The sequence below is a fragment of the Streptomyces sp. STAM6 genome (genome assembly GCF_054963715.1).
Genome location: NZ_JBUEFZ010000047.1, coordinates 1 through 21446, shown reverse-complemented (window position 1 = coordinate 21446; position 21446 = coordinate 1). Strand labels below are relative to the sequence as shown.

The 21446-nt window shown below is 72.2% G+C and carries 24 protein-coding genes; 11 read left to right on the top strand and 13 right to left on the bottom strand.

Annotation, left to right across the window (positions count from 1 at the left end):
* Positions 1-78 precede the first annotated feature (78 nt).
* On the top strand, positions 79-537 hold the full coding sequence (locus ACY34K_RS31240) for a sec-independent translocase (RefSeq protein WP_462753140.1): 459 nt from the start codon (positions 79-81) through the stop codon (positions 535-537).
* Between the two features lie 79 nt (positions 538-616).
* Positions 617-1282 (top strand): hypothetical protein, encoded by a 666-nt coding sequence (locus tag ACY34K_RS31235; protein ID WP_462753138.1) that lies wholly within the window; start codon positions 617-619, stop codon positions 1280-1282.
* A 123-nt stretch (positions 1283-1405) separates the two neighbouring features.
* Here ACY34K_RS31235 and ACY34K_RS31230 read toward each other — a convergent pair whose 3' ends face one another.
* From ACY34K_RS31230 to ACY34K_RS31220, 3 genes are read right to left on the bottom strand one after another with little or no spacing between them, the layout of a single operon-like run.
* Positions 1406-2539 (bottom strand): Mrp/NBP35 family ATP-binding protein, encoded by a 1134-nt coding sequence (locus ACY34K_RS31230; RefSeq protein WP_462753136.1) that lies wholly within the window; start codon positions 2537-2539, stop codon positions 1406-1408.
* 42 nt (positions 2540-2581) lie between these two features.
* A complete protein-coding gene (locus ACY34K_RS31225) occupies positions 2582-3142 on the bottom strand; it encodes a DUF1003 domain-containing protein (RefSeq protein ID WP_462753134.1) in 561 nt (186 codons plus the stop codon).
* Positions 3132-4409: a magnesium transporter MgtE N-terminal domain-containing protein gene (locus tag ACY34K_RS31220; RefSeq protein ID WP_462753132.1), complete on the bottom strand. Its 1278-nt coding sequence runs from the start codon at positions 4407-4409 to the stop codon at positions 3132-3134. The genes ACY34K_RS31225 and ACY34K_RS31220 overlap by 11 nt, the downstream gene beginning before the upstream one ends.
* A 172-nt stretch (positions 4410-4581) precedes the next feature.
* Here ACY34K_RS31220 and ACY34K_RS31215 point away from each other — a divergent pair, with 172 nt between their 5' ends.
* Positions 4582-5340, top strand: a complete 759-nt coding sequence (locus ACY34K_RS31215; RefSeq protein ID WP_462753130.1) for a hypothetical protein — start codon at positions 4582-4584, stop codon at positions 5338-5340.
* A 45-nt stretch (positions 5341-5385) separates the two neighbouring features.
* Here the strand turns inward: ACY34K_RS31215 and ACY34K_RS31210 are convergent, their stop codons facing one another.
* Both ACY34K_RS31210 and ACY34K_RS31205 read right to left on the bottom strand, forming a co-directional pair.
* On the bottom strand, positions 5386-5904 hold the full coding sequence (locus tag ACY34K_RS31210) for a hypothetical protein (protein WP_462753128.1): 519 nt from the start codon (positions 5902-5904) through the stop codon (positions 5386-5388).
* A gap of 28 nt (positions 5905-5932) precedes the next feature.
* A complete protein-coding gene (locus ACY34K_RS31205; RefSeq protein ID WP_462753126.1) occupies positions 5933-7060 on the bottom strand; it encodes a magnesium and cobalt transport protein CorA in 1128 nt (375 codons plus the stop codon).
* Between the two features lie 428 nt (positions 7061-7488).
* Here ACY34K_RS31205 and ACY34K_RS31200 point away from each other — a divergent pair, with 428 nt between their 5' ends.
* Positions 7489-8073, top strand: a complete 585-nt coding sequence (locus ACY34K_RS31200; RefSeq protein WP_462753124.1) for a suppressor of fused domain protein — start codon at positions 7489-7491, stop codon at positions 8071-8073.
* 7 nt (positions 8074-8080) lie between these two features.
* Here the strand turns inward: ACY34K_RS31200 and ACY34K_RS31195 are convergent, their stop codons facing one another.
* On the bottom strand, positions 8081-8431 hold the full coding sequence (locus ACY34K_RS31195) for a hypothetical protein (RefSeq protein WP_462753122.1): 351 nt from the start codon (positions 8429-8431) through the stop codon (positions 8081-8083).
* A 264-nt stretch (positions 8432-8695) separates the two neighbouring features.
* On the opposite strand from ACY34K_RS31195, the gene ACY34K_RS31190 reads away from it, so the two are divergent.
* The 3 genes from ACY34K_RS31190 to ACY34K_RS31180 all read left to right on the top strand — a co-directional run bounded on the left by ACY34K_RS31190 (position 8696) and on the right by ACY34K_RS31180 (position 11020).
* The gene (locus tag ACY34K_RS31190; protein ID WP_462753120.1) at positions 8696-9334 is read left to right on the top strand and encodes a DUF6758 family protein; all 639 of its coding nucleotides are present in this window, start codon (positions 8696-8698) and stop codon (positions 9332-9334) included.
* Positions 9335-9442: 108 nt separating this feature from the next.
* A complete protein-coding gene (locus tag ACY34K_RS31185; RefSeq protein WP_462753118.1) occupies positions 9443-10312 on the top strand; it encodes a PHP domain-containing protein in 870 nt (289 codons plus the stop codon).
* Positions 10313-10414: 102 nt separating this feature from the next.
* Complete coding sequence (locus ACY34K_RS31180) at positions 10415-11020, top strand: MarC family protein (RefSeq protein WP_462753116.1); 606 nt, start codon at positions 10415-10417, stop codon at positions 11018-11020.
* A gap of 127 nt (positions 11021-11147) precedes the next feature.
* On the opposite strand, the gene ACY34K_RS31175 is transcribed toward ACY34K_RS31180, so the two are convergent.
* On the bottom strand, positions 11148-11300 hold the full coding sequence (locus tag ACY34K_RS31175) for a hypothetical protein (protein WP_462753114.1): 153 nt from the start codon (positions 11298-11300) through the stop codon (positions 11148-11150).
* A 176-nt stretch (positions 11301-11476) separates the two neighbouring features.
* Here ACY34K_RS31175 and ACY34K_RS31170 point away from each other — a divergent pair, with 176 nt between their 5' ends.
* Positions 11477-12409: an NYN domain-containing protein gene (locus ACY34K_RS31170; protein WP_462753113.1), complete on the top strand. Its 933-nt coding sequence runs from the start codon at positions 11477-11479 to the stop codon at positions 12407-12409.
* On the opposite strand, the gene ACY34K_RS31165 is transcribed toward ACY34K_RS31170, so the two are convergent.
* Positions 12394-13275: an alpha/beta fold hydrolase gene (locus ACY34K_RS31165; RefSeq protein ID WP_462753111.1), complete on the bottom strand. Its 882-nt coding sequence runs from the start codon at positions 13273-13275 to the stop codon at positions 12394-12396. The genes ACY34K_RS31170 and ACY34K_RS31165 overlap by 16 nt on opposite strands.
* A 110-nt stretch (positions 13276-13385) precedes the next feature.
* Complete coding sequence (locus ACY34K_RS31160; protein WP_462753109.1) at positions 13386-15566, bottom strand: DEAD/DEAH box helicase; 2181 nt, start codon at positions 15564-15566, stop codon at positions 13386-13388.
* Positions 15567-16045: 479 nt separating this feature from the next.
* On the opposite strand from ACY34K_RS31160, the gene ACY34K_RS31155 reads away from it, so the two are divergent.
* Positions 16046-16780, top strand: coding sequence for a ferritin-like fold-containing protein (locus ACY34K_RS31155; RefSeq protein ID WP_462753107.1), 735 nt, complete (start codon positions 16046-16048; stop codon positions 16778-16780).
* 54 nt (positions 16781-16834) lie between these two features.
* Here ACY34K_RS31155 and ACY34K_RS31150 read toward each other — a convergent pair whose 3' ends face one another.
* From ACY34K_RS31150 to ACY34K_RS31135, 4 genes are all read right to left on the bottom strand, one after another.
* The gene (locus ACY34K_RS31150) at positions 16835-17101 is read right to left on the bottom strand and encodes a hypothetical protein (RefSeq protein WP_462753105.1); all 267 of its coding nucleotides are present in this window, start codon (positions 17099-17101) and stop codon (positions 16835-16837) included.
* A gap of 215 nt (positions 17102-17316) precedes the next feature.
* The gene (locus ACY34K_RS31145) at positions 17317-17544 is read right to left on the bottom strand and encodes a DUF3107 domain-containing protein (protein ID WP_462753103.1); all 228 of its coding nucleotides are present in this window, start codon (positions 17542-17544) and stop codon (positions 17317-17319) included.
* A gap of 134 nt (positions 17545-17678) precedes the next feature.
* Positions 17679-18320, bottom strand: coding sequence for a TetR/AcrR family transcriptional regulator (locus tag ACY34K_RS31140; RefSeq protein WP_462753101.1), 642 nt, complete (start codon positions 18318-18320; stop codon positions 17679-17681).
* A gap of 144 nt (positions 18321-18464) precedes the next feature.
* On the bottom strand, positions 18465-18698 hold the full coding sequence (locus ACY34K_RS31135; protein ID WP_462753099.1) for a hypothetical protein: 234 nt from the start codon (positions 18696-18698) through the stop codon (positions 18465-18467).
* Positions 18699-18840: 142 nt separating this feature from the next.
* On the opposite strand from ACY34K_RS31135, the gene ACY34K_RS31130 reads away from it, so the two are divergent.
* Both ACY34K_RS31130 and ACY34K_RS31125 read left to right on the top strand, forming a co-directional pair.
* The gene (locus ACY34K_RS31130) at positions 18841-19803 is read left to right on the top strand and encodes an alpha/beta fold hydrolase (RefSeq protein ID WP_462753097.1); all 963 of its coding nucleotides are present in this window, start codon (positions 18841-18843) and stop codon (positions 19801-19803) included.
* Positions 19804-19811: 8 nt separating this feature from the next.
* The gene (locus ACY34K_RS31125; RefSeq protein WP_462753095.1) at positions 19812-21389 is read left to right on the top strand and encodes a DUF3152 domain-containing protein; all 1578 of its coding nucleotides are present in this window, start codon (positions 19812-19814) and stop codon (positions 21387-21389) included.
* Positions 21390-21446: the final 57 nt, after the last annotated feature.

The following is a 21446-nucleotide window of genomic DNA, read 5'->3' as shown; positions in this document are numbered from 1 at the left end:
TCACCGGAAGGTACCTCCCCGACAGATTTGCCGGGTACCGTGGAGCGGGCCCCGAGGCCCGGAGGAAGGAGCAGCAAGGTGTTCAGTGACATAGGCGCACTCGAGCTGGTGACGCTCGTGATCCTTGCCGTGCTCATCTTCGGCCCGGACAAGCTGCCGAAGGTCATCCAGGACGCCGCGCGCTTCATCCGCAAGATCCGGGCCTTCTCCGAGAGCGCGAAGCAGGACATCCGCAGCGAGCTGGGACCGGAGTTCAAGGACTTCGACTTCGAGGACCTCAACCCGAAGACGTTCATCCGCAAGCAGCTCACGGAGAACGAGGACCTCAAGGAGCTCCGCAGCAGCTTCGATCTCAAGAAGGAGATCAACGACGTCGCCGACGCGGTGAACGACCCCGGGTCCGGTACCGCCGTCCCGGCCGGCGTCGGGGGCGCCTCCCGTGCCGAAGGCAACGGGGGAGGCTCGCCGGACCTGCTGAAGAAGCGCGACACGCCCGGCGCGGACGAGCGCCCGCCGTTCGACGCCGACGCCACCTGACAGCGCCGTTCCCGAAGACCCCGCCCGGGGTGGATATCCTCTCCATCTGTCCGGATGTAGCGAGGAGGCGGCCAGGCAGATGGAGACGACAAGTCGGGTAGGCGCGCAGGGGGCAGCGCCGAGCACCCCAGCCACTTCCGAGGGGGTGCCCACGGCCCGGCGTACGGTCGACGGCTATTTGAGTGCCCCCTTCCCGTGGTACGGCCTGGACGAGGCGTTCACCGGGCCGCGCTGGCTGATGCAGGTCGGCACGGCCGCCGACGGCACGGTGCAGCACGGTTCCACCGGCCACGGTGACGAGCCGTCGATAAGGTCCGACAGCGGCGCCGAGAAGGAGCGGTTCGCGGCCGTCGTCACGGTCGCCGCCCATCCCGTGCGCCGCACCGGTGACGGTACGGGCGTCCTGGACGCCACCACCGTCTCCTCCGCCGCCTGGCTGGCCGGCTCCGGGCTCCTCGCCCACACCTGGCCGCCGCAGATGGACCACGCGCTGCGGGACGAGTGGCTGGACCAGCAGACCGAGACCGCCTTCGAACTCGCCGACGACCTGGGCGGGAGCGCCTGGTCGACGCTCTCGCTGCCGGTCGACGGCGTGCCGATGCCGTTCCACTACCGCGAGTCCGAGTTCGGCTGGGTGCTGGCGGGGACGACCGACGGGGGCGTCCATCTGGGTGCGTACGGACGGGGGATGAGCGCGTACGGGCTCGGCTTCGCCGTGGTCAAGGACATCACGACGTACGTGTAGACGGTTCCGGGGCTTCCGGGACGACGAAAGGGGCGCCGCTCGGTGAGCGGCGCCCCTTCACGCTGTCCGTGCCTTCACGCTGTCCGTGCCTTCACGCTGTCCGTGCCTTCACGCTGTTCGCGCTCAGAACTTGTTGCGCGGCGTGATCCCCAGGCTCATGCCCGACAGGCCGCGCTGACGGCCGCCCAGCTTGCCGGCGATGGCGCGCAGGGCGGAGCCCGCGGGGGAGTCGGGGTCGGTGATCACGACGGGCTTGCCCTCGTCGCCGCCCTCGCGCAGCCGCACGTCGATCGGGATCGAGCCCAGCACCGGCACCGTGGCACCGGTCGTCCGGGTCAGACCGTCGGCGACCTTCTGGCCGCCGCCGGTGCCGAAGACGTCGACCATCTCGTCACAGTGCGGGCAGGGCAGGCCCGACATGTTCTCGACGACACCGACGATCTTCTGGTGGGTCTGGACCGCGATCGAGCCGGCCCGCTCGGCGACCTCCGCCGCCGCCTGCTGCGGGGTGGTGACGACCAGGATCTCCGCGTTCGGCACCAGTTGCGCCACCGAGATGGCGATGTCGCCGGTGCCCGGCGGCAGGTCGAGCAGCAGCACGTCCAGGTCGCCCCAGTACACGTCGGCGAGGAACTGCTGCAGCGCGCGGTGCAGCATCGGGCCGCGCCACACCACCGGCGCGTTGCCCGGGGTGAACATCCCGATCGAGATGACCTTCACACCGTTCGCCGACGGCGGCATGATCATGTTCTCGACCTGCGTCGGCCGGCCGTCCGCGCCCAGCATGCGGGGCACCGAGTGCCCGTAGATGTCGGCGTCGACGACACCGACCTTCAGCCCGTCGGCGGCCATCGCGGCGGCCAGGTTCACGGTCACGGACGACTTTCCGACGCCGCCCTTGCCGGACGCCACGGCGTACACCCGGGTCAGCGAGCCGGGCTTGGCGAACGGCACCTCGCGCTCGGCGGTGGTGCCGCGCAGCGCGGCGGCCAGCTCCTTGCGCTGGGCGTCGCTCATCACGTCCAGGTCCACGGAGACGGAGGTCACGCCCTCGACCCGGGAGACCGCCTCACGCACGTTCGTGATGATCGTCTCGCGCATCGGACAGCCGGAGACCGTCAGGTAGACGGTGACGGCCACCGCCCCGTCCGAGCCGATCTCGACCGACTTGACCATGCCGAGCTCGGTGATCGGTCGGTTGATCTCTGGGTCGTTCACCGTCGCCAGTGCTTCGCGCACCGCGTCTTCCGTAGCCATACGGAGATGGTACGGCGCCCCACCCGGCCCCCGGAAAGCCTGTCAGCGGTCGGCTTCGTCACTCCCGTGCGCCGGCGAGTGCGGGAATAGACCGCGCCGCCGCCCTTCCTGCCGCTCCTCCAGCTCCCTGATCAGGTCTTCCAGCTCGGAGCGGATCCAGTCCCGGGTCGCCACCTCGCCCAGGCCGATGCGCAGCGCGGCGATCTCCCGGGTGAGGTACTCGGTGTCCGCGATCGACCGCTCGTTCTGCTTGCGGTCCTGCTCGTGGGTGACCCGGTCACGGTCGTCCTGCCGGTTCTGCGCGAGCAGGATGAGCGGCGCCGCGTAGGAGGCCTGCAGCGACAGCATCAGCGTCAGGAAGATGAACGGGTACGGGTCGAACCGCAGATGCGTGGGCGCGGAGACGTTCCACAGCACCCACACGATGATCGCGGCGGTCATCCAGACCAGGAACCGGCCCGTGCCGAGGAAGCGGGCGATGCGCTCCGACAGCCGCCCGAACGCCTCCGGGTCGTACGCCGGCAGCAGCCTCGGACGCCGCACCCCCGGCTGGTCCAGCCGGATCCGGGGCGCGGACCGCTCCTGCGTGCGCTCAGACACCATGCGCGGCTTCCTCCGTGCCCGGGGTGAACTCGGTCTCCCGCCAGTCCTCGGGCAGCAGGTGGTCCAGGACGTCGTCGACCGTGACCGCGCCGAGCAGGGAACCGCTCTCGTCCACGACGGGGGCGGCGACCAGGTTGTAGGTGGCGAGGTGGCTGGTCACCGCGCGCAGCGGGGTGTCCGGGGCGAGCGGCTCCAGATCGCTGTCGACGATCGCCGAGACGAGCGTGAAGGGCGGGTCGCGCAGCAGCCGCTGGAAGTGCACGGTGCCCAGGAACTTGCCCGTCGGCGTCTCGTCCGGCGGCCGGCAGACGTACACCTGGGCGGCGAGCGCCGGGGAGAGGTCCTGCTGCCGCACGCGCGCGAGGGCGTCGGCCACCGTCGCGTCGGGCCGCAGCACGATCGGCTCGGTGGTCATCAGGCCGCCCGCGGTGCGCTCCTCGTACGCCATCAGCCGCCGCACGTCCGCCGCGTCGTCCGGGCGCATCAGGTCCAGCAGCCGCTCCTTCTCGTCCTCGGGCAGCTCGGACAGCAGGTCGGCGGCGTCGTCCGGGTCCATCGCCTCCAGCACGTCGGCGGCCCGCTCCTCCTTGAGCTTGCCCAGGATCTCGACCTGGTCGTCCTCGGGCAGTTCCTCCAGCACGTCGGCGAGCCGGTCGTCGTCGAGCGCGGCCGCCACCTCGGCGCGCCGCTTCGGCGACAGGTGGTGCAGCACATTGGCCAGGTCGGCGGGGCGCATCCGCTCGAAGGTGGCCACCAGGCTCTCCGCGCCCTGCCCTTCCTCCTCCAGCGAGAAGCCGGTCACCGCGGACCACTCGACGGTCAGCGCCTCGCCCTTGCGGCGCAGCGCCCCGCCGCCGCCCCGGCGCACGAAGACCTTGTCGATCTCCCAGTCGCGGCGGGCGGGCAGCTGCTGGATCGCCACGTCCAGGACCGTGACCTCGGAGCCGTCCTCCACCAGGCGCACCCGCCGGTCGAGCAGCTCCCCCAGGACCAGGCGCTCGGTCGGCCGCTGCTCGAAGCGCCGGACGTTCATCACGCCCGTGGTGATGACCTGGCCGGACTCGATGCCGGTGACCCGGGTCATGGGCAGGAAGATCCGCCGCCGACCGATCACCTCGACGACCAGGCCGAGCAGCCGCGGCGGGCGGCGGCCCACCCGCAGCATCGCGACCAGATCGCGCACGCGCCCCACCTGGTCGCCCGCCGGGTCGAAGACCGGAACGCCGGCGAGGTGCGAGACGAAGATCCGGGGGGCGCCTGCCGCCATGCCGCGCGCCTCCTCCACGTACGCAGTGCAGCTCTGTCCCGGTTCAGGCTAGCCCGTCCCGTTCGGCGTCGCGCTGGCAGGGCGTCCGTACGGCTCTCTGCAAGCTGCGTAGAGGACCCCGGTACGCTGCGGTCAGCCAACCCCCCACACGTAGACGAGAGGCAGTGCGCACGTGACCGCTCTCCCCCCGGCTTCGCGTGCCCGCCGGGCCGCCCTCCCCGTCGCGTTCTGCGTCGGGCTGACCGCAGTGCTGACGGGCTGCGGCGAGGATCCGGACGAGGGGACCAACGGGGTGGGCAGACTCCAGCCCGCCGAGATCGAGTCCAAGGCCCAGGCGGCGGCGGACGAGGCGCAGGCGGTGCGCCTGGCCGGAACGCTGGTCAGCAAGGGCGGCACGTACAAGCTGAACATGCGACTGAAGCGGTCCGGGGCGTCCGGCTCGCTGGTCACCAAGACCAGCACCTTCGAACTGCTGCGGGTCGGTGACGCGCTCTATCTGAAGGCGGACGCGGATTTCTGGAGCCACGCAGAGAGCTCCGAGCCCACCGAGTCGGACTCCGAGGCGGCGGACAAGCTCGAGGACAAATACGTCAAAGTGCCGCAGGACGACCCTTCGTACAAGCAGTTGCGCGGCTTCACCGAGATGAACGTGCTGCTCGACGGGCTGCTCGCGGTCCACGGCGAGGTCACCAAGGGAGACCGGGACAAGGTCGGCGGCATCCGCACGATCAAGGTCGTCGGCGGCCGGCAGGGCGAGGGCGGAACGCTCGACGTGGCGCTGGAGGGCACGCCCTTCCCGCTGCAGTACGCCCGCGGCGGCGGCGCCGGCGTGGTGACCCTCTCCGACTGGAACAAGGACTTCCCCCTGGCCGCCCCGACCAAGGACGAGACGGTCGACTACGGCCGCCAGCTCCCCCGTACGAGCGACTAGGGGCCGCAGCGACTGTGGCCCGCCCGAGCGGGCGGGGCCGCGGTGTCAGCCCCGGTGCTTCTTCTTGCGCCCCAGCAGCAGGCGCGGCAGCGCGGCCGGGACCGGCCGGCGGGTGGTGGCGGGGGTGGGCAGCGGCCGCGCGGCCAGTGAGCCCTGCGGATGGTCCGTGGAGGCGTCGCGCGGCGTCAGCCGCAGCACCCGGCACTCGCGCGCCCAGCGCTCGGTCATCGTCTCCGCGTCCGGCGCGTTCAGCCGCTTGCCCTTCAGCTCGCCGACCGCCGACTCCCACTCATCGGAGCCGGGCGCCAGCTCGCTCACCGTCGCCGACCAGGCGACCAGCCGGCCGCCCTTGTCCTTGCTGCGCACGGTGACCTGGGCGGTCGCGCCGTCGGTCAGCCCGCCCGGCAGCGGCTGCTCGCCCGGCCCGTCGCCCACGACGTGCGCCGCGCCCTCGTGCCAGACGTGCCACAGCGCCCGGGACGGACCGGCGCCCCGCACCCAGATGAGGCCGGACTTCTTCGTGGCCTCCTCGACGAGGGCCTGGCCGAGCAGCTTTTCCGTCATGCCCGCAGCTTAACCAGGCCTCCCGGGCCTACAGCCAGCCGTTGCGCTTCAGGGTCCGGTGGATCGCGAGGCAGATGCCGATGATGCCGGTGAGCACCATCGGATAGCCGTACTTCCAGTGCAGCTCCGGCATGTAATCGAAGTTCATGCCGTACACCCCGCACACCGCCGTCGGAACGGCGACGATCGCCGCCCACGAGGTGATCTTGCGCATGTCCTCGTTCTGCGCGACGGTCGCCTGCGCGAGGTTGGCCTGGAGGATCGAGTTGAGGAGTTCGTCGAAGCCGATGACCTGCTCCTGCACCCGGGCCAGGTGGTCGGCGACGTCCCGGAAGTACTTCTGGATGTCCGGGTCGACCAGCCGCATCGGCCGCTCGCTGAGCAGCTGCATGGGCCGCAGCAGCGGGGTGACCGCCCGCTTGAACTCCAGCACCTCGCGCTTGAGCTGGTAGATCCGCCCGGTGTCGGCGCCGCGCGTGCTGCCCTTGGCGGGCGGCGAGAAGACATCGATCTCGATCTGGTCGATGTCGATCTCCACCGCGTCGGCGACCGCGATGTAGCCGTCGACCACATGGTCGGCGATCGCGTGCAGCACCGCCGACGGCCCCTTCTGCAGCAGCTCCGGCTCGCCCTCCATGCGGTGGCGCAGATTGCGCAGCGAGCCCTGCCCGCCGTGCCGCACGGTGATGACGAAGTCCCGGCCGGTGAAGCACATCACCTCACCGGTCTCGACGACCTCGCTGGTCGCCGTGAGCTCGGCGTGCTCGACGTAGTGGATGGTCTTGAAGACCGTGAAGAGCGTGTCGTCGTACCGCTCCAGCTTGGGCCGCTGGTGGGCGTGGACCGCGTCCTCCACGGCCAGCGGGTGCAGCCCGAACTCGGCCGCGATACCCGCGAATTCGGCCTCGGTCGGCTCGTGCAGCCCGATCCAGGCGAAGCCGCCGTCCTCACGCACCCGCCGCATCGCCTCGCGCGGCGTCAGGCACGAGTCGTCCTTCACCCGGCGACCGTCGCGGTAGACCGCGCAGTCGACGACGGCGCTGGACGCGGACGGGTCGCGGGTCGCGTCGTAGGAGTTGTACGCGTTGTACGGCGAGGCGGTCCGCTTGCGCAGGGAGGGACGGACCACCGCACGCAGGTCACGAATCATCGACATGGCTGGCTCCTTCACGGAGAGGCCGTCGGCGAGAGGCGTGGCACAGCCCGGAATGAGGACGTGGCGTTGATTACGTCCGCAAAGCGGGCGGCACCGCGGGGTCGCGGTGACGGCGTTCGCTACAGACAGGCAAAAACGGTGTGCTCTTCCGTCGTGCGAGTAGCCATGAGCGCGGCGCCGGGACGCCTCGGGTCACAGAAGTGAGCTCACGAAGATGAGCGCGGAGCGGAAGAACGGTTGGTACTGCACGGTCGACTTCGATCCACCGCAGCCCCACCTCCTCCGGCCGGTCCCCCGTGGGGGATGACGTGTCGTCGGGACTGAGAGCGATGCTCGGCATGCTGTCCCGATCAGACGGCCAAGCGTATCAGCCGACTGAGGGTCAATCCCTCACTTTGCCCGCTCCATACGCGCTTTATGCTCGCTGCATGGGAGAAGTTCTTGCTCTGGTCGAGGCCCGGCTGCGTACCGCCCTGGGCGAACCGGACGCGCGCGCGGCGGTGACCTTCCTCGGCACCGACCGCATCGAGGTGCTCCGCTTCGTCGACGGGGACGTCGTGAGGTACGCCACGCTCGGTATGTCGGCCTCGCCGATGACCGATCCCACGGCTGCCCTGGCCGACCCCGTGAGGGGTCCGCGGGCGGAGCTGGTCCTCACCGTGAGGGCCGGGCTCGCCGAGACCGACAAGGTGCTGCGCCCGCTGGCGGTACTGGCGGCCTCGCCGCAGGTCGAGGGCGTCGTCGTGGCGCCGGGCGCCTCGCTCGACGTGGGTGAACCGCTGTGGCCCGGCGCGCCGTTCAGCTCCGTCCTCGTCGCCGAGCCCGGCGGGCTGGTGGAGGACCTCGAACTGGACGAGCCGATGGACCCGGTGCGTTTCCTGCCGTTGCTGCCGATGACGCCCAACGAGGCGGCGTGGAAGCGGGTGCACGGGGCGCAGGCCCTGCAGGAGCGCTGGCTGAACCACGGCACGGACCTGCGCGATCCGCGACGCGGGTCCGTGACTCTGGACTGACCCCGTATCAGCCGGCTGACGCGGGGCCGCCGTCCTCGGTGGCGTGCCGGGGTGCCTGCTCCCGGCCGGCGCGCCGGCGGTGCCGCCGTGCCCGCACGAGGCCGGCACCGGCCGGCGCCGCGAACCCGGTGACCACGAACGGGTCGCTCCACTGCTCGCCGCTCGCCGCTCGCCGCTCGGGGAGCCCGGGACGCCGAGGGCCGGTTCGGTGACGGCGGGTGATGTGCGTACCGGTGGATGCTCCCCGCGGTGCCGTGCGGACGGCCGCGGTGGTGTGGTCGCCCTCCCCGACGGCGACGGCGGCGAGCAGCACGAACGACCGGCGCGAACGACCGGCACGGAGACGGTCCGGGTCCACCGGACCGATGCCCGTCCCGTGAACGGGTCGATGGGCGCGCCGGCGGCGCGCCGGGCGGCCATGGGCCGGCGGCGGAGGGTGCCCCAGACCTCCTCCGCGCGCATGCCTGTGGCCCCTTGGCTCCTTCGGATGGTTGCTCTACCCACGGAATGAGTTAGAGCGGCTAATGGGTGCAGGGTGCACGTAAATTCCCCGGGCAGAGCGGCACACCGGACGGGTGATCGTCCTTGACGCGGCGACGGCCGGGGAGGACCGTTGAACGCTATGAGGGGCGAACCCAGTTGCCCGAAGTGTGGAGGCCGGGTCCGGGCGCCCGGTCTCTTTTCCGACTCCTGGCAGTGCGACGTGCACGGCGCCGTGCATCCGCTGCAGCCCGTGATCCCGCCGAGCGTCGAGGCCCTCGGTGTGGTCACGCACCGCGCCCAGGTCCCCGTCTGGATGCCGTGGCCGCTGCCCATCGGGTGGCTGTTCACCGGCGTCGCGTACGCCGGCGACGACCGCAGCGGCGGCCGCGCCACCGCCGTCGCCTGTTCGGGCCCCGGCCCGGTGGGCGGCATGGGCGAGCTGCTGCTGATCGCCGAGGAACTGGGCGTCGGACTCGGCGCGCGGTACGCCGGCATCGACGGCCCCGACCCCGGCCCCCACATGTGCGTCGACAAGCCGCCGCAGGCCAAGGTGCTGGCGGCCGGCCGGCCCACCCCGCTCTGGCACGTCAGCGACGCCCCCGAGGACCGTGCCGTCTTCGCGGGAGAGGCCCGCGGGCTGTGGCTCTGGGCGATCGTCTGGCCCGAGCAGTCGGGGTTGCTGCTCTACGACGAGCTGGTGCTCACCGATCTGCGCGAGCGGGGCTCCGAGATGGAACTCCTGCCGTGCGGGGCGCTCTCGCCGCGCCTGCTGTCCTGACGCGGGCCCGCCGTCGTCCGCGGGGGAGACACGAGGCGGTCGGGCGGGTTCCGTATCGACGTTATCCTTGAGCGTCCCCTGTCCGTCCCGAGCCCCGGAGCCAGCGTCGTGCGCATCGATCTGCACACCCACTCCACGGCTTCCGACGGCACGGACTCCCCGGCCGGGCTGATGCGTGCCGCCGCCGCGGCCGGTCTCGACGTGGTCGCGCTGACCGACCACGACACCACCCGCGGCCACGCCGAGGCGATCGCCGGGCTCGCGCACCTCGACCGGGCGCTCACGCTGGTCACCGGTGCGGAGCTCTCCTGCCGGATCGACGGCGTGGGCGTCCACATGCTGGCGTACCTCTTCGACGCGGACGAGCCCGAGCTGGCCCGCGAGCGCGAGCTGGTGCGGGACGACCGCGTCCCGCGCGCCCAGGCCATGGTGACCAAGCTCCAGGCGCTCGGTGTGCCCGTCACCTGGGACCGGGTCGCCGCCATCGCCGCGGACGGCTCGGTCGGCCGCCCGCACATCGCCGAGGCGCTGGTCGAGCTCGGCGTCGTGGCCAGTGTCTCCGACGCCTTCACACCCGAGTGGCTCGCGGACGGCGGCCGTGCGTACGTCGAGAAGCACGAACTGGACCCCTTCACCGCGGTCCGCCTCGTCAAGGCGGCGGGCGGCGTCACCGTCTTCGCCCACCCCGGTGCCCACAAGCGCGGTCGCACCGTGCCCGAGTCCGTCCTGGCGGAGCTCGCCGCCGTCGGGCTCGACGGCATCGAGGTCGACCACATGGACCACGACGAGCCCACGCGCGCCCGGTTGCGCGGCCTCGCCGTCGATCTCGGCCTGCTGGCCACCGGCTCCAGCGACTACCACGGCACCCGCAAGACCTGCCGGCTCGGCGACTTCACGACCGACCCGGAGATCTACGGCGAGATCACCCGGCGCGCGACCGGCGCGTTCCCGGTGCCCGGCACGGGGGGACGCCGCTAGGGGCTTTCCCGCCCCGGCCCCGCGCCTCTTCTCTCCTCGGTCCGGCCCGGCTTCCACGGCCCCCGCTTTCTTCTGTACGACCTCTTCTCGCAAGGCCTCACTGTGTTCGACATCGCCGTCTTCGGCTCTCTCTTTCTGACCCTTTTTGTCATCATGGATCCCCCCGGGATCACACCGATCTTCCTCGCCCTGACCTCCGGCCGGGCCACCAAGGTGCAGCGCCGGATGGCCTGGCAGGCCGTCGCCGTCGCCTTCGGCGTCATCACCGTCTTCGGCATCCTGGGGCAGCAGATCCTGGCGTATCTGCACGTCTCCGTCCCCGCCCTGATGATCGCGGGCGGACTGCTCCTGCTCCTGATCGCGCTCGACCTGCTCACCGGCAAGACGGACGAGCCCAAGCAGACCAAGGACGTCAACGTGGCGCTCGTGCCGCTGGGCATGCCGCTGCTGGCCGGGCCGGGCGCGATCGTGTCGGTGATCCTCGCCGTGCAGCACGCGGACGGCGTGGGGCAGCAGATCTCGGTCTGGGCGGCGATCGCCGCCATGCACGTGGTGCTCTGGCTGACCATGCGCTACTCGCTGCTGATCATCCGCGTCATCAAGGACGGCGGTGTGGTGCTGGTGACCCGGCTCGCCGGAATGATGCTCTCGGCGATCGCCGTGCAGCAGATCATCAACGGTGTGTCGCAGGTGATCCAGGGAGCCTGACCGCCGCGCTCGCCGCGCCCGCCCGCCGAGACCACTGCGCCCCCGTGCGGATTCCGGTGCGACCGTCTTCCAACGGTGCCGTTCGGAGTCCGCGCGGGGGCGCGGTGCTGCCTGACTGGGCCGAGCGTTACGAGGCCGTGGTGCCGGCCGGGCGGATCCAGATGCGCTGGCCCACGGAGGCGGCCTGCTGCACGATCCGGTTGACGGAGGCGGCGTCCACGACGGTGCTGTCCACGGGCGTGCCGTCGACGTCGTCGAGTCGCAGAATCTCGAAGCGCATGAGGCTTCTCCCTTCGTCCGAGTTGATCCTCCTGATGGAGAACTGTGGTTCTGTACGGGTGCAACAGGATGGCCCGCTCAAACATTCCCTACGCTAAAGAAAATTTTCGAGTAGCTAACTACTAAGGGGTAGGGAAGCTGGCGGAGTGGCTCGGGGCGGCGGACAATGAGGCCGGTATGAACGACGAAGACACCCCCCGCACCGACGGGCTCGCCCCCGACCGGATCACCGAACTCGGCATCCGCCTGGAGCGCACCAACGAGCTCCTGCAGCGCATGCTCGCCGAGGTGGCGAAGACCCCCTCGACGCATGCCATCTTCGTCGACGCCGGTTACGTCCATGCTGCGGCCGGGTTGCTTGTAGCGGGCACCGAGGACCGGCGCTCCTTCGACCTCGACGCCGAAGGGCTGATCGACGCCTTCATCGACAAGGCGCGCACGATCTTCGCCGACAGCCGGCTGCTGCGCGTCTACTGGTACGACGGCGCCCGGCGCCGCATCCACACCCCCGAGCAGCAGGCCATCGCCGAACTCCCCGACGTCAAGGTGCGGCTGGGCAACCTCAACGCCAACAACCAGCAGAAAGGCGTCGACTCACTCATCCGCTCCGACCTGGAGTCCCTGGCCCGACACCGCGCCATCAGCGACGCCGCGCTGGTCGGCGGCGACGAGGACCTGGTCTCCGCCGTCGAGGCGGCCCAGGGCTACGGCGCCCGTGTCCACCTGTGGGGCATCGAGGCCGCCGACGGGCGCAACCAGGCGGAACCCCTGCTCTGGGAAGTCGACAGCACGCGCACCTTCGACCTGGACTTCTGCCGCCCCTACATCACCCGGCGGGCCGTGACGACGTACGAGAACGAGGGTGAGCCCCCGCCGTCGCGCGACGAAGTGCGCTTCGTGGGCGCCCAGATCGCCGCCACCTGGCTGGCCGAGCGGGGCCGCGACGCGATGGCCGAGCTGCTGCCCGGCCACCCCTATCTGCCCGGCCCCGTCGATCAGGACCTGCTCATCGAGGCGGAACGGGTGCTGAGCCGGTCGCTGCGCGGGCACGCCGTCCTGCGCCGCGCGCTGCGCGACGGCTTCTGGCAGCACCTTCAGTCGCGGTTCTGACCGCCGTCCCGGCCGCTCCAGAAGGCCGCCACCGCGCGCGCCGTCTCGGCCGGCCGGTCGGTGTTCGGCGAGTGCTCGGCACCTTCGACGATCGTGCGGTGCGCGCCGAGCCGCTCCGCCATGTCGTTCAGCAGCGGCACCGGCCAGGTGTCGTCCCGCACGCCCGAGATCACGTGCACGGGAAGCGGCGGACGCAGCGCCGTCAGCTCGTCGATCCGGTCCGGCTCGACGGTCAGCTGCCGACCGGTGGCCAGCAACTGCGCCGGGTTGTGCCGCAGCCAGCGGCGGCGGAGGTCCTCCCGGTCGCTCCGCGGGTCGTCGGCGTCCTCCGGCGGGTCCAGGGCACGCATCGCCTCCCACACCTGCCCCATGTCCATCACCCGCAGAGCGTCGCCGAGCAGCTTCACCTTGTCCTGCTGGGCCTGTGCCACCTGTGCGGGGCCGGACGACATGAGGGTCAGCGTGCGGAACGGCGAGGCGTCGAGCAGGACGGCGGCACGAGCGATCTGACCGCCCAGCGAGTGTCCGAGAAGGTGGACGCGGCCGCTGTCGAGGGCCGCCGCCTGAGCCAGTACATCGCGGGCCAACTCGCCCTGCGCGTAAGCCTGTTGGTCCTCGGGGCCGTCCGTCTCGTACTGCCCGCGGCCATCCACGGCGACCACGCGGTAGCCCGCGCCGGCGAGCGGTTCCAGCATCGCGATGAAGTCCTCCTTGCTCCCGGTGTACCCGGGCAGCAGGAGCGCGGTGCCCCTGGGAGGCCGGCCGTCGGCGGGCGCCGCGTCGAGCACGGCGAAGTCGCCGCGGACGGTGCGGAGGTGGTGCGCGCGAGCGCAGGCGGGCGGGACGAACGTGGGCGGGCGACTCATGGAACGAGGCTAACCGGCCCCCTCCCGGCCGCGCGCCACCCGGGCCCGCGGGGCCGAACGCCGACGGCCCCGCTCCCGGCAGGGAACGGGGCCGTCGGCGTGAGGGCGCGTCAGCTCTCGGGCTGAGCGGCCGCGGCGGCCTTCGTCGTGCGACGGCGGCGCGGCTTGGCCTCGGCCTCCGGTGCGGTGGCCTCCACGGCCTCGGTGGCCTCCGCGGCCGGCGCGGTGGCCTTCCGGGTGCGGCGGCGGGGCTTGGCCTCGGCCTCGGGGGCGTCGGCGGTGGCCTCGACCGTGGTGGCGGCGGTCTTGCGGGTGCGGCGCGGCTTGGCCTCCGTGCCCTCCGCGGTTTCCACCGCGGCGACGGCCTTGCGCGCACGGCGCGGCTTGGCCTCGGCCTCCGGTGCGGTGGCCTCCACGGCCTCGGTGGCCTCCGCGGCCGGCGCGGCGGTCTTGCGGGTGCGGCGGCGGGGCTTGGCCTCGGCCTCGGGGGCGTCGGCGGTGGCCTCGACCGTGGTGGCGGCGGTCTTGCGGGCGCGGCGGGGCTTGGCCTCCGTGCCCTCCGCCGTCTCGACCGCGGCGACGGCCTCGGTGGCCGGCTCGGCGGCCTTGCGCGTACGGCGCCGGGGCTTCGCCTCGGCGGTTTCGACCGCCTCGACCGCCTCGGCCGTGTCCACGGCCACGACGGCGGGCTCCGCGGCCTTGCGCGTGCGGCGGCGGCGCGGCTTGGCAGGCGCCTCGGCGGCCTCGTCCGCGACGGCCTGGTCGGCCACGGGCCGGTCGGTCACGGGCCGGTCGGTCACGACCTGCTCCACGACCGGCTCCGGCTGCTCCACCGGGGCGACCGGCGTCACCGGCGCCGTGGCCACCGCGGCGGCCTCCCCGGCGCCCGCACCGGCACGGGTACGGCGCCGACGGCGCGGGGTGCGCGGCGCGTCGGCGACCTGCTCGGCGGTCTGCTCCGGCGCACCGGCGACGGGCGCCGCACCCTCCGCCAGCGGGGTACCGCCCCGGGTGCGGCGGCGCTGGCGAGGCGTACGCGTACGGGCCGGGCGCTCCTCCGCGGGGCGCGGGGCGCGCGAGGAACGGCCGCCACGGCCGCCGGTCTCGCCCAGGTCCTCCAGCTCCTCGGCGTCCAGACCCGCACGGGTCCGCTCGGCGCGCGGCAGGATGCCCTTGGTGCCCTCGGGGATGTTCAGCTCCGCGTACAGGTGCGGAGAGGTGGAGTACGTCTCGACCGGGTCGTTGAAGTCCAGCTCCAGCGCCTTGTTGATCAGCTGCCAGCGCGGGATGTCGTCCCAGTCGACCAGCGTGATCGCCGTACCGGTGCGGCCCGCACGGCCGGTGCGGCCGATGCGGTGGAGGTAGGTCTTCTCGTCCTCCGGCGACTGGTAGTTGATCACGTGCGTGACACCGTCGACGTCGATGCCGCGGGCCGCGACGTCGGTGCAGACCAGGACGTCGACCTTGCCGTTGCGGAAGGCGCGCAGCGCCTGCTCGCGGGCCCCCTGGCCCAGGTCGCCGTGGACGGCGCCGGACGCGAAGCCGCGGCGCTCCAGCTGCTCGGCGATGTCGGCCGCCGTGCGCTTCGTACGGCAGAAGATCATCGCCAGCCCGCGGCCATCGGCCTGCAGTATGCGCGAGACCATCTCGGGCTTGTCCATGGAGTGCGCGCGGAACACGTGCTGCGCGATGTTCGCCACGGTCGCGCCCTGGTCGTCCGGCGCGGTGGCGCGGATGTGGGTGGGCTGCGACATGTACCGCCGGGCCAGGCCGATGACCGCGCCCGGCATGGTCGCCGAGAACAGCATGGTCTGACGCTTGGCCGGAAGCATGTTGATGATCTTCTCGACGTCGGGCAGGAAGCCCAGGTCGAGCATCTCGTCGGCCTCGTCGAGGACGAGGGCCTTGACGTGGGACAGGTTCAGCTTGCGCTGACCGGCCAGGTCGAGGAGACGGCCCGGTGTGCCGACCACCACGTCGACGCCCTTCTTGAGCGCCTCGACCTGCGGCTCGTACGCCCGGCCGCCGTAGATCGCGAGCACCCGCACGTTGCGGACCTTGCCGGCGGTGAGCAGGTCGTTGGTGACCTGCGTGCACAGCTCGCGGGTGGGGACCACCACGAGTGCCTGCGGGGTGTCGGTCAGCTGCTCGGGCTTCGCCCGGCCCGCCTCGACGTCCGCGGGAACGGTGACGCGCTCCAGCAGCGGAAGGCCGAAGCCCAGCGTCTTGCCGGTGCCGGTCTTGGCCTGGCCGATGACGTCGGTGCCGGAGAGCGCGACCGGGAGGGTCATCTCCTGGATGGGAAAGGGATTGGTGATGCCGACGGCCTCCAGGGCCTCGGCCGTCTCGGGAAGGATCCCGAGCTCTCGGAAAGTCGTAGTCAGGGTGCTGCCTCTTCTGTGAGACGCGGCATGAGGCGAACGCTGGGGGTCTTACCGTGCCGGTCACGTCCGGCCGCAGCCCGTCAAGACCGCAGTCGGGTGGCGCGGGACCACTGCCGTCGCTCGAGCGTCATACCGCTGAGGGCCCCTCCGGTGCGTCGATCCGCACGGAGGGCTGTCGGGTCGGAGCCGATCGGGCCACCGACCGGGCATCCTCATTCATGAGATGGCCCACCGAGTACGTACGAACGTGACTGAATACTCAGCAGGCGCATTACCACTGTACCCCGGATTCGCGCAGGCGTGTCGGGCCAATTCATAAGGAGGGGGAGGTCACAGTGACTGACCAGGGCCTTCCGGGTGCCGACGGGCGGGCTATTGTGCGCTCCATGGAGACGCCTGACAACGCCACTGCCGCCGAAGAACCGACCGGGATCGCCGCCCTGGACTGGGCCGCGGCCTCCGCCGAGCCCCAGTACCGCGCGGCGGTCGTGGACCTGCTCGGCGCGCTGGCCTACGGAGAGCTGGCGGCCTTCGAGCGGCTCGCCGAGGACGCGAAGCTGGCGCCGACCCTCGCCGACAAGGCGGAGCTGGCGAAGATGGCGTCCGCCGAGTTCCACCACTTCGAGCGGCTGCGTGACCGGCTGACCGCGATCGACGCGGAGCCCACCGCCGCGATGGAGCCGTTCGCCAAGGCGCTGGACGACTTCCACCGCCAGACGGCCCCGTCGGACTGGCTGGAGGGCCTGGTCAAGGCGTACGTGGGCGACTCGATCGCCAGTGACTTCTACCGAGAGGTCGCGGTCCGGCTGGACTCGGACACCCGCGCGCTGGTGCTGGCCGTGCTCGACGACACGGGCCACGGCAACTTCGCCGTCGAGAAGGTGCGCGCCGCGATCGAGGCGGACCCGCGCGTCGGCGGCCGCCTCGCGCTGTGGGCGCGCCGGCTGATGGGCGAGGCGCTGTCGCAGGCCCAGCGAGTGGTGGCCGAGCGGGACGCCCTGTCGACGATGCTGGTCGGCGGCGTCGCGGACGGCTTCGACCTGGCGGCGGTCGGCGAGATGTTCTCCCGGATCACCAAGGCGCACACCAAGCGCATGGCGGCGCTGGGCCTGGCCGCCTGAGGCGAGCCCGCTCCACTCGGGGGGACTCAGGAATCGGGATCGCGGCGGCGTGGATCACGTCGCCGCTGATCGTCGCAAGCGGCGGGCCGGGCGGATCAGCAGCGAGAGCAGTACGGCGCCGACGACCGCCGCGCCGGCGAGGGTGCCGAGCGCATGGCCGGGCCCCAGCGCCGCGTGGGTGAGCAGCGCCCCGAACAGTGCGCCGAGCACACCGGTGACGACGACCACGCGGCCTGACGGAAGCCGGTCAGCGAGCCGGTGGACGGCGGCGAGGGACAGCGCGAGTCCCAGCACGACGGAGCCGAGAGCTTCCCAGAACACTGCGGATCACCTCGCGTACGGCGGGGCGGGCAAAACGGTCAATGCCCGTACTACCCGATGCGCACGAAAGGCAATCCTGCTCGTGGGGCACCGGAAATCCCCCGGGACAGGACGGCCGGACCCCCCGTGACAGGACGGCCGGCGCCGGCCGTGAACGGCGAAAGGCCCGGCGGGGAGCACCCCGCCGGGCCTTCATGTTCCGTACCGTGTGCTGCTCAGAGCGCTCCGAAGCCCACCCGGCGCACGGCCGGCTCGCCGATCTCCACGTAGGCGATCCGGTCGGCCGGCACCAGGACCCTGCGGCCCTTCTCGTCCGTGAGGCTGAGCAGCTGCGCCTTGCCGGCCAGCGCGTCGGCAACCGCGCGCTCGACCTCCTCGGCGGACTGCCCGCTCTCCAGAACGATCTCCCGGGGCGCGTGCTGCACGCCGATCTTGACCTCCACGGCTATGTCCCTCCGAACGGTCAGCGATGCGCGGTCAGCCGCGCCGTACGCAGCACACATTAGCCCGGAGAGTGGACACGGCAGGGCTCACGGCGGCACGCCAGGAGCGAACAACGGCCGGGAACGGACCAGGGTCAGTGGCCTTCCGTGCCGTGCAGCGGGAAGCCGGCGATGCCCCGCCACGCCAGCGACGTCAGCAACTCCACCGCCTTGTCGCGGGGAATCGCGGACTCGCTCGACAGCCAGTACCGCGCCACCACCTGGGAGACCCCGCCGAGGCCCACGGCCAGCAGCATGGACTCGTCCTTGGACAGCCCGGTGTCCTCGGCGATCACCTCGGAGATGGCCTCCGCGCACTGCAGCGAGACCCGCTCCACCCGTTCGCGGACCGCCGGCTCATTGGTCAGGTCCGACTCGAACACCAGTCGGAAGGCGCCGCCCTCGTCCTCCACATAGGCGAAGTAGGCGTCCATCGTGGCCGCCACGCGCAGCTTGTTGTCCGTCGTCGAGGCCAGCGCCGTACGGACCGCCTGGAGCAGCGACTCGCAGTGCTGGTCCAGCAGCGCGAGGTAGAGCTCCAGCTTCCCGGGGAAGTGCTGATAGAGCACCGGCTTGCTGACGCCCGCGCGCTCTGCGATGTCGTCCATGGCGGCCGAGTGGTAGCCCTGGGCCACGAACACTTCCTGGGCCGCTCCCAGGAGCTGGTTGCGTCGGGCTCGGCGCGGCAGGCGCGTGCCCCTAGGGCGCGCCGCCTCTGTCTGCTCGATGGCTGTCACGCCGCCTCCCAAAATCGATCCATGCGCGCTGTGCGCCGCGCCGCCATCGTACTTTTGGGTAACCCGGCTGTGCGCGGTGCGAGCGCAGAATTTCACGTACCGGACGCTTCGGGTAGCCGGTGATACAACGCCAAGCCGCCCAAATCAGCGGTAGTCGTCCTCGTCCTGGGCGACCACCCGGGTCTGCTCCACGGCGTCCGCCTCATTCACCCTGGTCGTATCGATGCCGGTCAGCGGGTCGTCCGCGTCCGGCCGGAGCTCCTTGTGCTGTTCGGCCGCATCGGCCTCCGGGGTCTCCTCGTCCAGTTCGGCGGTCCCCGCTTCGTCGTCGGTGAACTCGTCGAAGGTTTCAGGGTCGGCGGGATCGGCGGTGGTCATGGGCTCCCTTTCACATGGGGGCGGGCGGGGCCTGGGCGCAATGCCCTCACTACGAGCCTAGGAGGTACCCCTTCCAGGCGCTATACGATCTGTGACGGCGAACACATCAATCGCCGCGTGATCGTCTCGTAACATTGCCCGCATGTCTTCGACCGAGCTCCCGGAGTCCGTCGCCGCGGCGGCGGCCGCCCCACGGGTGAGTCCCGTGCGGGTCGCCGAGGGCGAGCGCCTGCGCTCCGTCGCGCTGCCGGGGCTGACGCTCACGGTGCGTCACCGCCCCTCCGGCCGCGACGGCCGCGCGCCCGCGCTGTACGTCCACGGGCTCGGCGGCTCTTCGCAGAACTGGTCGGCGCTGATGCCGCTGCTCGAGGACATCCTGGACGGCGAGGCGGTCGACCTGCCGGGCTTCGGGGACTCCCCGCCGCCCGACGACGGCAACTACTCCCTGACGGGACACGCCCGGGCCGTCATCCGGCTGCTGGACGCGGGTGACCGCGGGCCGGTGCACCTGATCGGAAACTCGCTGGGCGGCGCCGTCGCCACCCGGGTCGCGGCCGTCCGGCCCGACCTGGTGCGCACCCTGACCCTCGTCTCTCCCGCGCTGCCGGAGCTCCGCGCCCAGCGCGGCGCCTGGCCCACCGCCCTGCTCGCACTGCCGGGCGTGGCGCCGCTCTTCGCCCGGATCACGAAGGACTGGACGGCGGAACAGCGCGTGCGCGGCGTGATGGCCCTCTGCTACGGCGACCCCGGGCGGGTCAGCGAGGAAGGCATGCGCAACGCGGTCGAGGAGATGGAGCGGCGGCTGAGCCTTCCCTATTTCTGGGACGCGATGGCACGCTCGGCGCGTGGCATCGTCGACGCGTACACCCTCGGCGGACAGCACGGGCTCTGGCGGCAGGCCGAGCGGGTGCTCGCTCCGACGCTGCTCGTGTACGGAGGACGCGACCAGCTCGTCTCGTACCGGATGGCGCGCAAGGCCGCGGCGGCCTTCCGTGACTCGCGGCTGCTGTCCCTTCCGGACGCCGGGCACGTCGCGATGATGGAGTATCCGGAAACGGTCGCCACGGCCGTCCGTGAAATGATCGACAACAACGGCGGGAGCTGATCCGGGGCGTGGGACGACACAGCCGCAAAGGCCCCGCACCTCAGGGCTCCGAACGCAAGGCACCGGCCGGTCCGGGACAGGGCGCGGGGGGACAGGGCGCGTCGGCGGCACGAACCGCCCCGGGCGACGGCCCGGGGGCGGGCACCGGGCGGCGACGCCGGGGTGCCGCGCCGGAGCAGGACACCGGCAGTCACCCGCACGTCGGCACCCCGCCCCACGGCACCCCGGCGTACGGGACCCCCGCGTACGGGACGCCCTCCCACGGCACCCCGGCGTACGGGACCCCCGCGTACGGGACGCCCTCCCACGGCACCCCGGCGTACGGCACTCCCGCCCACGGCACCCCGGACCGGGCCCCGTACCCCGGCCCGCAACAGCCGGCGCCCCGGCAGCGGGTGAGGGGCGGCCATCCGGAGCAGCACGAGCCCGGCGGCGGCTGGGGCGAAGCCGCCCGCTACGGCGACTGGCGCGGCGCACCACGCACCGGCGGCGCCACGACGGCCACGGCCGCCGCCACGGACACCGGGACCTTCCCGGCCGCCCCCCGCCCCACGCCGCCCCTTTCCACCGGCCCCCTTCCCGCCGGCCCCCTGCCACCGGGCTTCCGCCCGGCGAGCGGCAGGGGAGCGGGAGCCCGGATCCCCGGCCCCCGGCGGGAGTTCGTCGAGGCGTTCGGGGACGCCGGGCCCGACGGGGAGCGCACGGCCGCGCCGTACAGCGGCGCACCCGACGAGGACGGCGAGCGGACCGCGGCCGAGCCCGGCGCCAGGACCGGCAAGGGCCGTACCTTCACCGGCATCGCGGCCGCAGCCGTCACCACCGTCCTCGCCGTCGTCGTGGCCGGCCAGGTCACCGACCCCGGCCAGGACCCCTCCGCCGCACGCTCCGCGGGCGAGACCGCCGAACGGGAGGCCGACGACGGCTCCGCCTCCCGCTCCGACCAGCGGGCCGCCCCTCCGCAGGCCGCCCGCCCGGCCGCCCCGGCCACCTACGCCCAGCTGATGGCCCGGCCCTACCCGCTCGACCCGAAGCTGACCGGGTCCGGTGACTTCGAGGCCGTGCCCGGCCTCGACAAGGCGCCGGGCAAGGGACGCAAGGTCCGCTACCGCGTCGACGTGGAGAAGGGCCTCGGGCTCGACTCCAAGCTGTTCGCCGAGGCGGTCCAGAAGACCCTCAACGACGACCGCAGCTGGGCGCACGGCGGCGCCATGACGTTCGAGCGCATCTCCTCCGGCGAGCCGGACTTCGTGGTCACGCTGGCCAGCCCCGGCACCACCGGCGTCTGGTGCGCCAAGTCCGACCTGGACACCACCGTCGACAACGTCTCGTGCGACTCGGCCTCCACCGAGCGCGTGATGATCAACGCCTACCGGTGGGCGCAGGGCTCGCCGACGTACGGCATCAAGGCGATGTACACCTACCGGCAGATGCTGATCAACCACGAGGTCGGCCACCGGCTGGGCCACAACCACGTGAACTGCACGACACCGGGCGCCCTCGCGCCGGTCATGCAGCAGCAGACCAAGTCGCTGGAGGTCGACGGCGTCAAGTGCCGCCCCAACCCCTGGGTGTATCCCGGCTCTTGAGGCGGCTCCGGCATGACGCAGCGTCATGCCGGCAACCCGTACCGCGACGGAACGCGA

Bases quoted from the DNA above. Each gene is read 5' to 3' on its own strand.
- ACY34K_RS31235 (WP_462753138.1), top strand. From the start codon at position 617: ATGGAGACGACAAGTCGGGTAGGCGCGCAGGGGGCAGCGCCGAGCACC.
- ACY34K_RS31230 (WP_462753136.1), bottom strand. From the start codon at position 2,539: ATGGCTACGGAAGACGCGGTGCGCGAAGCACTGGCGACGGTGAACGAC.
- ACY34K_RS31225 (WP_462753134.1), bottom strand. From the start codon at position 3,142: ATGGTGTCTGAGCGCACGCAGGAGCGGTCCGCGCCCCGGATCCGGCTG.
- ACY34K_RS31220 (WP_462753132.1), bottom strand. From the start codon at position 4,409: ATGGCGGCAGGCGCCCCCCGGATCTTCGTCTCGCACCTCGCCGGCGTT.
- ACY34K_RS31210 (WP_462753128.1), bottom strand. From the start codon at position 5,904: ATGACGGAAAAGCTGCTCGGCCAGGCCCTCGTCGAGGAGGCCACGAAG.
- ACY34K_RS31205 (WP_462753126.1), bottom strand. From the start codon at position 7,060: ATGTCGATGATTCGTGACCTGCGTGCGGTGGTCCGTCCCTCCCTGCGC.
- ACY34K_RS31200 (WP_462753124.1), top strand. From the start codon at position 7,489: ATGGGAGAAGTTCTTGCTCTGGTCGAGGCCCGGCTGCGTACCGCCCTG.
- ACY34K_RS31190 (WP_462753120.1), top strand. From the start codon at position 8,696: ATGAGGGGCGAACCCAGTTGCCCGAAGTGTGGAGGCCGGGTCCGGGCG.
- ACY34K_RS31175 (WP_462753114.1), bottom strand. From the start codon at position 11,300: ATGCGCTTCGAGATTCTGCGACTCGACGACGTCGACGGCACGCCCGTG.
- ACY34K_RS31170 (WP_462753113.1), top strand. From the start codon at position 11,477: ATGAACGACGAAGACACCCCCCGCACCGACGGGCTCGCCCCCGACCGG.
- ACY34K_RS31165 (WP_462753111.1), bottom strand. From the start codon at position 13,275: ATGAGTCGCCCGCCCACGTTCGTCCCGCCCGCCTGCGCTCGCGCGCAC.
- ACY34K_RS31160 (WP_462753109.1), bottom strand. From the start codon at position 15,566: ATGACCCTCCCGGTCGCGCTCTCCGGCACCGACGTCATCGGCCAGGCC.
- ACY34K_RS31155 (WP_462753107.1), top strand. From the start codon at position 16,046: ATGGAGACGCCTGACAACGCCACTGCCGCCGAAGAACCGACCGGGATC.
- ACY34K_RS31135 (WP_462753099.1), bottom strand. From the start codon at position 18,698: ATGACCACCGCCGATCCCGCCGACCCTGAAACCTTCGACGAGTTCACC.
- ACY34K_RS31130 (WP_462753097.1), top strand. From the start codon at position 18,841: ATGTCTTCGACCGAGCTCCCGGAGTCCGTCGCCGCGGCGGCGGCCGCC.